Raw genomic sequence first — 12817 nt, 5'->3', positions numbered from 1 at the left:
GCTGTAGATATTCTTTAACTGGGTTATACACTAAGGGAAAAATGTTTCATCGGTGTAACACCAGAACACAAAACACCCACAGAACAGACCAAAACTCAAGAAAAATTTCTAGATAACACCCCTAAGAAAGATTAGAGTTGTACTCTATTGGACAAGTCCCTCCCCCGTGAGAAACAAACGTGCAGAGGGGGAGCACAAGGAAGAGCAACACAAGAGTGAAGATTAACCCCAAGACCCAAATCATCACAAGAACGTGGAAAAAACTCACCTCACACGCAGAATATACGGCTCGCTGGGTCATCGGCATCTACACTATTAGCTCTGCATTAGCTTTCTTCTCATGGGTCCTGACACCCTTCCATAAAAACCATGTGGGATACCCCTGGTGGGAAATCCTTCTAGGGGCAATGAACATCCCCGTAGACCACACCCTAGTATCAGCCATCGTATTGATACTCATCACTACCGCCCTGATTCGCAGACGCAGAGTTGGTTTATATGCTGTAGTGTTCTTCCAATATGCTGGAATCCTCGTCACTATCCCTGGGGTCTTGCAAACCCTCGGAAATAACCAAGACTTTAAACATCTTTTTGATGTCTATAGTTCTGTAGCTAATGGAATCTCCCTCATCTTTGCTCTTTGTGCCTTAGTGCTCTTATACTCCTGCAAAAGTGCCTTTCCTGCCCATACCGTGCGCTCGCGGTGGAAACAAGCGGTTACTTCCCTCATCATTGGCGTTCTTGCTACGTGGTGCGTTGCTCTTCTCATGGGGTATATTCAAGAGAGAATAGGGTTTGGAACACTCTGGAAAAACACTCTTGAATACGGTTTTTCTGTCGTTAATATTTCCCCACTGGGTGCATCTGATAGTTCACACCGTCTGATCCACTTCTTCAAAGCTCTTATCGACCTATGCTACGCCTTGACCATCATTATCACTATTGCTGTAGTGTTGAGAACACCAGCTGACCAGAAAAGCTGGAACCAAGATAACGAACTAGAGCTTCGTACCCTCATCCGTGAATACGGAGACAAAGACTCCCTCTCTTATTTTGCAACTCGACGTGAAAAATCCATGATTTTTTCTGACGACCGTCGTGCTGTAATCACCTACCGTCTCATCTACTCAGTGGCGTTAGCCTCCGGCGACCCCATTGGAGCTCCATCATCATGGGATAGCGCCATTAAAAACTGGATGACACACGCTAGAACCTACGGCTGGACCCCCGGCGTTATTAGTGCGAGCGAACGCGGCGCAAAAGCCTACGCACAAGCAGGTCTCGCTATCACCTATATGGGTGATGAAGCCATACTCAACGCTGAACGGTTCAGCATTAACAACACCTCCTTGGCAGAAGTGCGTCATGCAACAAGAAAACTGAACCACGATGGGTACACCATCAATATTCGACGTCACGCAGATGTTTCGCGTCAGGACATGGACTCCATCATCAGCCTCGTCGACCAATGGCGTCACGGCGCAGAAGAACGTGGATTTTCAATGGCGCTGAACCGTCTTGGAGATTCCGCAGACGGTAAATGTGTACTGATTACTGCTGAATCTCCTGACGGAAAGATTGTAGGAATACTTTCTTTTGTTCCTTGGGGGAAAAACGGTATTTCGTTAGATGTGATGCGTCGTTCTCCGCAAGCGCCTAATGGGCTCATGGAATTTATGATTGCAACAACGATGCAAAACCTTCCAACAATTGGAATTACAAAAGTTTCGTTGAATTTTGCGATGTTCCGAAAAACCTTCGTTGAAGCTGACCACTTTGGGGCGAGCCCCTGGACACGCCTAGTTTCTTCCACACTGGGTATCCTCAATAGATTCTTACAACTTGAGAGGCTGTATCGTTTTAACCAAAAATTTGATCCCGTATGGGAACCACGTTATATTGCGGCTGACTCGATGCTGACGCTGTCTCAGGTATGCGTATCCTCAGGCGTTGCAGAAGGCTTTTTGCCGGCATTACTTGTACAAGAAACTCGGCACCTGCCAACGTTAGATGACGAGCACTTGCACCGGCTTCACGAACTAGAAAATCGCACAGATACGCCGTGCTCCTTCACCCCACGATATACCGATCAAACAAAACATCGTATTCGGCATCTGAACTTACTCAAAGAATACGGAATTAACCCCTACCCACTAGGAATAAGTACGCAATATACTGCCGGACAACTTGCAGACTTCTTGACGCATGCAGGGGGAACTCCGACGGGGACTATCACCGTAGCCGGAAGAGTTAGGTCCATTCGCTCACATGGTGCTGTTGTTTTTCTGACGTTAAAAGAGGGCTTCAAAGAAGCCCAAGTTGTGTGCGAACAACAATTTCTCAACGACTTTCACATATTCCGTCAAACAGTAGATCGGGGTGACATTCTTGTTTTCACAGGAATTTTAGGGACCTCACGGAACGGAACACCTTCCCTGCTGGCCCATCGTTGGACTCTTGGCGCGAAATCTCTACACGATATTCCTTTTGAACAGTTCACAGACCCCGAAACACGACTGCACCGCCGTTCAACAGATCTCATTGTTCATCCGAAACAACGTGAATATATCAGGATGCGTAGCGCTGTTATTACTTCTCTACGTAAGACGCTAGATGCGTCAGGGTTTCTTGAAGTAGAAACACCTATTCTTCATACTATTCATGGTGGGGCAAGTGCCCGCCCCTTCAAAACATTTATCAATGCGTATGGTTCAGATTTATATTTACGTATTGCGCCAGAGCTATATCTTAAACGTCTTGTCGCAGGGGATATGGGTGCCGTCTACGAAATTGGGAGAAATTTCCGTAATGAAGGGGCAGACGCTACCCATAATCCGGAGTTTACAGTCTTAGAAGCCTATAAACCATACGCCGATTACAAGGTGATGTTGGATTTCACTCAGAGTCTTATCAAGAATGTTGCCTATAGTATTTTTGGCAGCGAATCCTTACCCCTAGGAGAACGAAAGGACGGAAAACGTCACCTAATCGATATCTCTGCTCAATGGCCAGTCAAGACCGTCTGTGAAGCATTATCAGAGGTGATAGGAGAGCCTATCTCTTTGGATACTGATTTTGAAGTTCTTCTTGACCATGCTCGTACCCATGGTATTTACGTGAGAGATGATATGGGTGCTGGCGCTATTATCGAAGAACTATACGGGGAATTGGTAGAGCCGCAGACGATTTACCCGACATTCTATATTGATTTTCCTCAGGAGACATCTCCTTTAGCCGGCGCTCACCGCAGTCACCCTGGGCTAGCTGAGAGGTGGGATTTGGTCATTGACGGTATGGAGCTAGGAACTGCGTATTCAGAGATGGCTGATGCTTTAGAACAGCGTCGCCGTCTCAATGAACAATCTCTTAAAGCTGCTATTGGAGATGTTGAAGCAATGGAAGTTGATGAAGACTTCCTTTACGCTTTAGAAGTTGGTTTGCCACCGACAGGTGGTTTAGGTATTGGAGTAGATCGTTTAGTCATGTTGTTAGCAGGGCAAAATATTCGAGACGTTTTGACCTTCCCTTTCGTTAAACCCTCACGCTGATAAGGGTAATCGGTAGTAATGAGCGTTTTTAATTATTTTGGGTTGTTATTGCCATTAGGCATTGCTGGGTTTGACCCAACACCGGCATTGTTAGCGGTGTACTATCTTTCGGTTCGTCCAGGTCGGCGTTCACGTAGAGCAGTGTTCGTTTTTTGTTTGTCGATTATTTTAGGCATTGTAATGTGGGGTCTCTTTCTCACTGCTGTATTGGGGGAGACTCTAAATCATTTACCGTGGAAACAGATTCTTTCGTGGATTGTTAGTAGCCGTCAGGTTCCTGTTCTTGTGGGTAAATTGGTGTGTGCATTGCTCTTGGTCACTTACGGAATATATTCCATTATGAGAATACGTTTTCATGCTCACCGCTTAGATAGCAATGAAATACACACCAAAAAAATGCGTTTCACAAGCCCCGTGGGGTTAGCTCTTTTTACACTAGGTTTCCTTGCCATCATCACTTTCGAAATTTCTTTCACCACATATATTGCATTATCAGCACAACAACCACTACCTATCCGTAGCCTTGGACTATTAGGTTGGGCTATCATCTCTCAATTTCCACTCGTATTGCTATTGCTTTTGATGCTATATCGCCGTGAAGCAATCTTTGGGGTTATGATCGACGCGATACGGCGTCGTTGCGGGCGTTTATTCGCATATATTGTTCCTGCACTCTGCTTTAGCTTGGGTGCTATCTTATGTGCAGATGTGTTCATCTATCCGGTACTGCAAGCAATTCTTGGAATATTTTTGAAAACAGCCTAAACCGTTGTTCGATTAGCGGGTGTTTCGTCGTGACGCTGCCTTAATTCTGTCGATATCATCGCTGAAGACATCCGGGATACCGTCGGCATTCTCATCGATATTTTCTTTAATCTCAATATCTCGGTATGCCTTATTGCGTAGAGATAATAAGATACCGCTGATTAATGCTGCTGTAATAGAGCCGACGAGAATCGCAATTTTGGCGTCTTCTGTATGAGCGGAGCCAGCTGGAAAAGACAGTTCGGCAATGAGAAGCGACACCGTGAAACCGATACCTCCAGTAATAGAGATGCATAGAATGTCTATCCATTGGATGTCGGGGTCGAGATGCGCATTTTTGAGTCGCGTAATCAGCCAAGTTGTGAGGGTAATACCGATACTCTTGCCAAGAACTAGGCCTCCAATAATTCCTAGAGATACTGGGTCACGGAGGGCTTTGATGAGTCCCTCAGGCCCTCCGAAGGAGACTCCTGCTGCGAAGAATGCGAAGAGAGGAATGCAAAGGAGGGAGGATATGGGGCGCATTCTTTTTTCGAGCACCTCTGCTAAGCCTGCGTCGGCTTGAACGGCACGAGCTTGTTGAGTGTATTTTACGGGAATGCAAAAACCTAAAAGAACACCTGAAATGGTGGCGTGAATACCTGATTCGAGGAATAAAGCCCATGTTGCTATGCCAAGAGGTAAGAGGATAACCCAAGCCGCCCATGTGCGAGTGTGGAAGAAATACTCAAAACGATGAGCAATCCACAAATATGCGATTATCGGAATAATTGCAAGTAAAAGGTAACTTATCTTGAAATGATGAGTATAGAAGACAGCGATAATAAAGATAGCAATGAGGTCATCTACTACTGCTAGCGTCAGAAGAAAAGTTCTTAACGCTGAAGGTAAATGAGAGCCAACTGCCGTAATAACAGCTACGGCAAACGCAATATCTGTTGCTGTAGGAATAGCCCACCCATGGACTGCTGTAGGGCTGGAATGATTAACAGCAAAGAATATGAGCGCTGGCGCGATAACACCACCAAAAGCTGCTGCTACCGGAACAATAGCGCGTTGAGGATTCCTCAAATCTCCTAAAACAAACTCTTTTTTGAGTTCTAAACCAGTGAGAAAGAAAAAGACGACTAAGAGCCCATCTGCCGCCCACTGGCTAGTAGGCATCACAAGATGTTCAAACCCTGGGATGTGAAAACCTAATTCAGTTTCTCTAACACCAAAATAGAGCGATGAAGCGGGGCTATTAGAAAGGATGAGTGCCAGAACTGTGGCGCATAACAGTATGAATCCTCCGGATGATTCTCGCTTGAGAATGTGTGCGATACGCGATGATTCAGCGTACGTTCCGCGTGAGAAAACATCATCGGCTTGTTCGTTGTCCTCATCGTAAGCGGAACGTGTCATAGGGGGAGAACTTTCTGAAGAAATGGTGTGATGTGCTGCTATGTACTTTAGCCAATAGCACCAGAAAAACAGTATGTTTACTGATTAATTGCTGCATAATGTGCACTATCTCATGCGGTTTTGATAAGAAGGTCACAAAAAACCCGCACTGTAGAAAATCATTCCACGGTGCGGGTTTTCTCCATGTCTCAGGCGTTAAACTATCCGTCTGAGTCATCGGTGAAGACATCGGGGACGCCGTCACCATCAGCATCTACAGACTCTTTAGCCTCAAGGTTCTTATAGTACTTATTGCGAGATCCGAGAATCGCTGCACCGACAAGCGCTGCCAAGATAGAACCTGTAAGAATCGCAATTTTCGCGTGGTCATTATGCTCTGAACCAATACCAAAGGATAGTTCTGCAATGAGTAGTGAAACGGTAAAACCGATACCACCAAGTGCTGCTAAACCAAGAACGTCTACCCACTTAATATCGGGGTCGAGGTTAGCGTGACGTAGACGGGTAACGAGCCATGTTGCCCCGAAAATACCGATAATCTTACCGCCAACGAGAGCGATGATAATACCTAGGGCAATGGGGTCTTTGAGAGAACTGGTGAAACCGTTAAGACCGCCGATAGCAACACCTGCAGAGAAGAACGCAAAGACTGGAACGCAGAATCCTGCAGAGAATGGACGGACTCGGTGTTCCATAACTTCTGCTAGTCCATGATCTGCATCAGCTGCATGGGTGTGAGAAGTATGTTTTACGGGAATGGTAAAGGCGAGGATAACGCCAGCAATCGTGGCGTGAATACCAGAATTGAGGAATAGTGCCCAAACAATAGCACCAATAGGAAGTAGCACGAGCCATGATGTTGCCGGTTTCAGGTGGAACATCTTTTCACCTTTACGAGCAATCAGCGCGTAAATGATGATGGGCACAATAGCAATCGCTAGATAATGAATCTTCAACTCTGAGGTGTAGAAAATAGCGATAATAATAATCGCCATGAGGTCGTCTACTACTGCAAGAGTGAGGAGGAATGTTCGTAGCGCTGCCGGTAAGTGTGTACCGATAACAGCAAGAACAGCTACTGCAAACGCAATGTCGGTTGCAGCGGGAATTGCCCATCCACCGAGCGCTTCAGCACCTGAATTAAGGTTGATGAGGGTGTAAATGATGGCTGGAAGCGCTACACCGCCGGCTGCTGCCGCAACGGGGACAAGTGCCTTTCCCGGGTTGCGTAAGTCGCCAATGACAAATTCCTTTTTGAGTTCAAGACCCGCAAGGAAGAAGAATACGGCAAGGAGAGCATCTGCAGCCCAATGCCCTAGGGATAGCTTGAGGTGAAAGTCCCCAATGTCTTGACCTAGTTTGGTGTCTCGCAGGTTGAAATAGAAATCTGCAGCTGAAGTGTTAGCGAGAATCAGAGCGAGGACTGTAGCTCCGAGTAGGATGAACCCGCCAACAGATTCTTTGCGAAGAATCTCTGCAATGCGCTGTGACTCTTTGTATGAGCCGCGCGAAAGGACGGTCTGAGAAGACATATAGCTCCTTGTGCATGTGTGGTGTGACTTTGATACATTCCGTTTCGATAAGGGTTGTATGGAAACGAGCCGACCAGACTTCCCGGCACACCATGCTCTTGGGTGGATAGTTGGTATGAGCTTTTCAGCGGTATTATCCACATAGAGTGTTAGGTAGCAAGCTTATCATAGGAGAGAAAACGTCATAAATGATGACTTCTGTTAGTCTGGGCACCGCTACCATGAGAAAAGTCCACATATATGCCTCAAATATTTATGAAACAGACATAATGTCTTAACTAATCACTAAAATAGAAAAGGTTAGATTTTTTAGACTTCGGCCATTGGAAAGAACGGAGGCTTGAGCATGAGTACACCCCCATCTGAAGTATGTTCTCAGGACGCTGATACCGTAGCGTGGTTATCTGAAGAAGAACGCGAAGGCTGGTTGTTCCTTGCCTCTGTGATGTTTAGCCTGCCGGGAAAACTTGAAGCACAACTACAGCGAGATTCTGGTTTGAGCTTCGTCGAATATATGGTTTTAGCAGTCTTATCAGAAGCTTCTGAACAATGCCTAACCATGACTGAGTTGGCACATCAGACAAATACTCTATTGCCTCGGCTCTCTCGCGTTGTAACCCGTTTAGAAAAGAACGGCTATGTTACTCGTTCTTTGTGGAGTAAAGATCGTCGGGTATCGATGTGTAGGTTAGAGGATAAAGGCCTGAAGAAAGTACAAGACGCTGCACCGGGGCATGTTGCAGAGGTTCGTCAGCAAATTTTTAATAATTTAGGTCCTCGCCAGATTAAACAATTAGCCAAAATTGGTGAATCGGTTTTGGGGGATAAGCCTTCTGACGTTATTACGGTTAAACGTTCTATGCTCTTGGGCTAGCCTTAGTTGGGTGTGAGTGCTTTAGACTGAGATGTAATAGCTCGGTTTGAGGGGCTTTATCTTGTATCAGTCCTGATAGGAAGCTATTGATATTGCAGATTTGTCGTGTAGCTTTTCTGCACATAAAAACATGCCTTGGGTGCATGTGAGCCAATATATAAGGAGATTACCTAATGGCTAAGAACTTTTATGAGCTTCTCAGTGAACAAATTGGACATGAGTTCCACGCATCTCACCAGTATTTAGCGATGGCAGTATGGCTTGATTCTGAGGACCTGCCTCAGCTTGCTCGCCATTTTTATCGTCAGTCTTTAGAAGAGCGCGGGCATGCTCTGATGATGGTCCAATATCAGCTAGATCGTGGCCAAGAAATTCAGATTCCAGGTATTCCTCATGTTGAAAATAATTTTTCGAGTGTTTTAGAGATTGCTGAGCTTTCTTTGCAACAGGAGAAGACGGTTACTGAGCAGATTGAGGCTCTTTTTGAAGCTGCTCGCGCTGAGAACTATGCTTTGGGCGAGCAGTTTATGTTGTGGTTCCTCAAGGAACAGGTGGAAGAAGTTGCTTCAATGGAAACTTTGGTAACTATCTGTAAACGTACAGATAACCTCTTTGATATTGAGAACTTTGTGGCTCGTGAGTTTGGTGATGACCATGGTGTTGATGATTCTGCACCAACTCCTGCTGGCTCCTAACTGTGAAACGTTAGTTTCTGTGTAGGGAGACCCTGATAACGGTGGGGTATGGCACTGGTTTTGTGTCATGCCCCACTGTTGTTTAAGCATCATCTTTGCAATAGTGCTATAAATCACCATAAAAAGGCATAATAAATGTTACTTTATACGTCTAGGAACTTGTAATGGAAAGTATTTCTAGACGAAGATAAAGTTATGGATATTTTAAGAAATACACCTTCATCTTCTGTAGGGCTTTTGGTTCTACGCCTCGGTCTAGGTATTGCAATGATGTTGCACGGCTGGCAAAAATACAGCGAAAAGACCATCAGCGGTGTTACCGCAGGATTTGAGAAACTCGGGATTCCTGCCCCTGAAATCTCCGCAAACTTCACCACTTACGTTGAACTTGTTGGTGGACTGCTGATTATTCTTGGGTTAGCAACTCGCTTGGCGGCACTTCTCACAAGTATTGTTATGTTTGGCGCTATTGCGTTTGTTCATATCTCAAATGGGTTCTTTGCAAGTGGTAGCGGCTTTGAGCTTCCTCTCAGCTATGCGGTCATGGCAGTGGCTCTCGTCCTGACAGGACCTGGCGCTTATGCGGTAGACCGAATTTTTGCTCGAGGAAAAGTTGCTGCTTAGTCTTTAACTAATATTCTTTTTTTGAAGGGTTCATCATTGAGTTATCAATGATGAACCCTCTTTTTGTGCATTTTAAAGGTTATGCACAGATTTTATCCACAGCAGTGGAAAACTTACACTCGTGTGATTACACCGCTGTGACAAGGAAATGAGCTGCAATTTTTGGGTAGACTCTCCTTATAAATAAGCTTTTGACATGCTGTTTTGTGAGTTTCTCAAGTATTGTTTCACTGATAGAAAGAAAATCTTAGTTGCGCTCATCTAGCGAGCCTCTTCATTTATCCCCATTTGTGGATAAGTATGTGCACAATTTCCACTTAATGGAGATTTCTGTACTACTCAATGTGGAAAATCTGCAAATAGGTGGCGTATAAAGCGGGGAAGATGGTGTTTTAATATTAGTTATACACAGGTTTTATCCACAGGGGTGGAAAACTTACACCACTGTCATTATCGAAGATTAATACGATGATTTCTGAAATTATTCGAAATTCATAGAAAAATAAGCAATTTTTATTCAAAATAAGCCAATATAATCGCTGATATTCGAACATTCCACATATTTATCCACGAGTTGTGGAAAACTTTGTTCACATTATCCACAATATTTTCTTGAGAAAACAATCTGGGGGAGTGAATCTCTAAAGCTCCCCTAAAACCCACTTAAAGTGTCTCTGACGTGAATAAATGTATTCTCAATAGAACAAATATAAGAGCTTGAAAGTACTCAAAAACCTCAACTGCAAGTCGAACTGTAGTTCCCCTTGGAAGACAACCCTACTTTCAATGCGTAAACTGTACATGAAACCAAAAAATCACGATACAAAACAACACAACTTGTGAAAGGAACTCTCCTGATGGCAGAGAAGTATGTTCTTCCGGACCTACCCTATGACTACGCGGCACTTGAGCCACATATTTCCGCACGCATTATGGAACTACACCACGACAAGCACCATGCAGCTTATGTCGCTGGCGCAAACGCAGCACTAGAGCAGCTTCACGAAGCACGCGAGAACAATTCCTTTGGTACTGTCTCAAAACTCTCCAAAGACCTCGCCTTCAACCTCGGCGGACACACCAACCACTCCATCTTCTGGCAGAACCTCTCCCCAGAAGGTGGCGACAAACCCACCGGCGAACTTGCTGCTGCAATCGATGAATTCTTCGGATCCTTTGACGGATTCCGTAACCACTTCACCAACGTAGCCACCACCATCCAAGGTTCAGGTTGGGCTATTCTCGCATGGGACACCGTTGGTGAACGTCTCGTCATCGAACAGCTCTATGACCAACAAGGCAACATCTCTGTCGGTCTTATCCCACTACTACAACTAGATATGTGGGAGCACGCTTTCTACCTCGACTACCAAAACGTCAAAGGTGAATACGTCAACGCATTCTGGAACATCGTTAACTGGGCAGACGTCCAAGAACGATTCTCCCGTGCAGTATCCCAAACTAAAGGACTCATCATCCCTAGCGCATAAAAGCGCATAAGGACACAGTCTTTAAATGCTGGTGGGGGAGACAACACATGTGTTGTCTCCCCCCACCAGCATTTAAAGGTTATAAAAACAGCTAAAACTAGCTACCAGGACGAATCGGCTCATTCGCCTCAGACTGCTTTTCACGTTCACTCTTACCCTGAACATCATAATAGTTCTTGCCGAGAGCATTCTTAAGCTCTTTGAGCTGGTCCTTAACTGCATCAAGAGTCACAATAGAACCAACCCAGGTGTCCGGAGATTTCGCTTCAGACATCAATGTGTTATAAAAGTTTGATGCGGACTTATATAGGCCGACACGTTCTTCCTCATTCTGAGAATCATCTGCCCGATGAACTCGATCGAGATGGAGCTGGATAGCATGAGGAAGAGAACACTCAACATCTTTAGAATAAATGCCGCGACCCTCACGAGCAGCTTCTTGCTGAGCCTCAGAAACAGGGGCATAATGCTCATCCCTCTGAGAAAGGAACGTTGTTGTCGCAAATCCCTCACGGACAACGTCAGCATTAATCAAATCATCACCAACATAGACGGCAGCTTCAAGATATCCCGAAGAACCCACCCGTGAATCATCAAAGTCCAAGGTTACTTCAGTGCCCTCAGGAAGTTTCTGCTTTAAAAATTCTGTGGACTCAGGAACTAAGCATGACCCCGAAAACTCATTATTATGTTCGGTTGGCGCAACAACATTCAACAAACGAACTTCCTTAGTTCGTCCATCAACATCAACAGTAATAGTATTTGCTGTTTCAACAGAAAGAACTTTAGCGTGCAACCCATCCGCATAAGAAATCTTGCTAGAAGACGGTGACGGCTCAGGCTGAGGGGTAGCAGAAGAACAACCTGAAAGCGCCAAGAGAGCTACCCCTGAGAGAACAAAAGTGCGAGTGATTTTCATAAAATTCCTTAGAGGTTAAAAAGGTTAAAGGTTATTTGCTGCATGCTCTGCAGCACGATACATACCCAACGGCCCTTGATCAGCAAAAGCTTTGGAATGATCATAACGATACAAACGCGGAGGACGATGACGAGTTCCCTCAACTCGTTTACCCGTATCAATAATAGATTTAGATGCAGCAATTTGACGACGGAAATTCGCCGGATCCAAAGGACGCCCCAAAATCGCTTCGTACACCTCACGCAATTGAGCTAAAGTGAATTCCTCGCCCAAGAAAGAGTGAGCAATACGAGAATACTCCACCTTATTCTGCAAACGATACAACGCATACTCAATAATCTCGTTATGGTCAAAAGCCAACAACGGTAACTCATCAGCAGGGAACCAACGGATATTCTCGTGGATTCGGGTATGGCTCACTTCCGTCGCAGGAATAGACGCCCAATACACAACAGAGACAGTGCGTGGAGTATCTTGGGTGTCCGTTGTCGGGACAGGTAGAGAACCACCATCACGGTGCACACGATAATCTGGTGTTCGATGAACATCACCAAAAGCATAGAGCTGCTCAAGATAGCCAGGAACAAGCCCCGTTGCTCGTTTCAACGTGGAACCAGCTGCCTGCTCCAAAGACATATCATAAGGTAACGGGCCGCCAGGTAGCGCCCACTGTCCCTTATAAGGTTCACGCAAACGACGTACTAATGGGAGCCATAGAGAATGCTGTGATTCCCCCTCCTTCGCACGCAAGGCAAGAATAACAGTAGACACCGCAAGCTGAGTAGAAGGGCAATTCACTCCCTCTGCAGCATTGTTTTCTGTTTCCTGTGGGTTCACAGTCATTAAGGAATCTCCCATAGTTGGTTTTCATAGACGGGTTTACACTATCCACACTTATTCTAGTGAAAATTATCCGCACTAGAGCCAAGAAGACTCAGAGAAAATGCTATTACTCTTAGAGGTGAG

At 45.3% G+C, this 12817-nt stretch carries 10 protein-coding genes; 6 read left to right on the top strand and 4 right to left on the bottom strand.

What is annotated here, in order from left to right:
- Window positions 1-215: 215 nt before the first annotated feature.
- Both lysX and ACN081_RS05130 read left to right on the top strand, forming a co-directional pair.
- Complete coding sequence (gene lysX, locus ACN081_RS05135) at window positions 216-3548, top strand: bifunctional lysylphosphatidylglycerol synthetase/lysine--tRNA ligase LysX (protein ID WP_419107141.1); 3333 nt, start codon at window positions 216-218, stop codon at window positions 3546-3548.
- An 18-nt stretch (window positions 3549-3566) separates the two neighbouring features.
- The gene (locus ACN081_RS05130; protein ID WP_419107140.1) at window positions 3567-4313 is read left to right on the top strand and encodes a hypothetical protein; all 747 of its coding nucleotides are present in this window, start codon (window positions 3567-3569) and stop codon (window positions 4311-4313) included.
- Window positions 4314-4325: 12 nt separating this feature from the next.
- On the opposite strand, the gene nhaA (ACN081_RS05125) is transcribed toward ACN081_RS05130, so the two are convergent.
- Window positions 4326-5717 (bottom strand): Na+/H+ antiporter NhaA, encoded by a 1392-nt coding sequence (gene nhaA / locus ACN081_RS05125; RefSeq protein WP_419107139.1) that lies wholly within the window; start codon window positions 5715-5717, stop codon window positions 4326-4328.
- 200 nt (window positions 5718-5917) lie between these two features.
- Window positions 5918-7249 (bottom strand): Na+/H+ antiporter NhaA, encoded by a 1332-nt coding sequence (nhaA, locus tag ACN081_RS05120; RefSeq protein WP_419107138.1) that lies wholly within the window; start codon window positions 7247-7249, stop codon window positions 5918-5920.
- Window positions 7250-7595: 346 nt separating this feature from the next.
- Here nhaA (ACN081_RS05120) and ACN081_RS05115 point away from each other — a divergent pair, with 346 nt between their 5' ends.
- The 4 genes from ACN081_RS05115 to ACN081_RS05100 all read left to right on the top strand — a co-directional run bounded on the left by ACN081_RS05115 (window position 7596) and on the right by ACN081_RS05100 (window position 10932).
- The gene (locus ACN081_RS05115; protein ID WP_419107137.1) at window positions 7596-8123 is read left to right on the top strand and encodes a MarR family winged helix-turn-helix transcriptional regulator; all 528 of its coding nucleotides are present in this window, start codon (window positions 7596-7598) and stop codon (window positions 8121-8123) included.
- Between the two features lie 173 nt (window positions 8124-8296).
- A complete protein-coding gene (locus ACN081_RS05110) occupies window positions 8297-8818 on the top strand; it encodes a ferritin (protein WP_419102253.1) in 522 nt (173 codons plus the stop codon).
- Between the two features lie 195 nt (window positions 8819-9013).
- Window positions 9014-9442 carry a DoxX family protein gene (locus tag ACN081_RS05105; RefSeq protein WP_419107136.1) on the top strand — a complete coding sequence of 143 codons (429 nt, stop codon included), beginning with the start codon at window positions 9014-9016 and terminating at the stop codon, window positions 9440-9442.
- An 857-nt stretch (window positions 9443-10299) separates the two neighbouring features.
- Window positions 10300-10932 carry a superoxide dismutase gene (locus ACN081_RS05100; RefSeq protein ID WP_419107135.1) on the top strand — a complete coding sequence of 211 codons (633 nt, stop codon included), beginning with the start codon at window positions 10300-10302 and terminating at the stop codon, window positions 10930-10932.
- 97 nt (window positions 10933-11029) lie between these two features.
- Here the strand turns inward: ACN081_RS05100 and ACN081_RS05095 are convergent, their stop codons facing one another.
- Together ACN081_RS05095 and ACN081_RS05090 are read right to left on the bottom strand one after the other, a co-directional pair.
- On the bottom strand, window positions 11030-11851 hold the full coding sequence (locus ACN081_RS05095; protein WP_419107134.1) for a thermonuclease family protein: 822 nt from the start codon (window positions 11849-11851) through the stop codon (window positions 11030-11032).
- Between the two features lie 24 nt (window positions 11852-11875).
- Window positions 11876-12694, bottom strand: a complete 819-nt coding sequence (locus tag ACN081_RS05090) for an NUDIX hydrolase (RefSeq protein ID WP_419107133.1) — start codon at window positions 12692-12694, stop codon at window positions 11876-11878.
- Window positions 12695-12817 lie beyond the last annotated feature (123 nt).

This window comes from Rothia sp. P13129, assembly GCF_048512865.1.
Taxonomy (GTDB): Bacteria; Actinomycetota; Actinomycetes; order Actinomycetales; family Micrococcaceae; genus Rothia.
This window is presented reverse-complemented; position numbering and strand designations above follow the sequence as displayed.

Coding starts and splice junctions, on each gene's coding strand:
- ACN081_RS05095 (WP_419107134.1), bottom strand. CDS start 11,851: ATGAAAATCACTCGCACTTTTGTTCTCTCAGGGGTAGCTCTCTTGGCG.
- nhaA (WP_419107138.1), bottom strand. CDS start 7,249: ATGTCTTCTCAGACCGTCCTTTCGCGCGGCTCATACAAAGAGTCACAG.
- ACN081_RS05090 (WP_419107133.1), bottom strand. CDS start 12,694: ATGACTGTGAACCCACAGGAAACAGAAAACAATGCTGCAGAGGGAGTG.
- ACN081_RS05105 (WP_419107136.1), top strand. CDS start 9,014: ATGGATATTTTAAGAAATACACCTTCATCTTCTGTAGGGCTTTTGGTT.
- nhaA (WP_419107139.1), bottom strand. CDS start 5,717: ATGACACGTTCCGCTTACGATGAGGACAACGAACAAGCCGATGATGTT.
- ACN081_RS05130 (WP_419107140.1), top strand. CDS start 3,567: ATGAGCGTTTTTAATTATTTTGGGTTGTTATTGCCATTAGGCATTGCT.
- ACN081_RS05110 (WP_419102253.1), top strand. CDS start 8,297: ATGGCTAAGAACTTTTATGAGCTTCTCAGTGAACAAATTGGACATGAG.
- ACN081_RS05100 (WP_419107135.1), top strand. CDS start 10,300: ATGGCAGAGAAGTATGTTCTTCCGGACCTACCCTATGACTACGCGGCA.
- ACN081_RS05115 (WP_419107137.1), top strand. CDS start 7,596: ATGAGTACACCCCCATCTGAAGTATGTTCTCAGGACGCTGATACCGTA.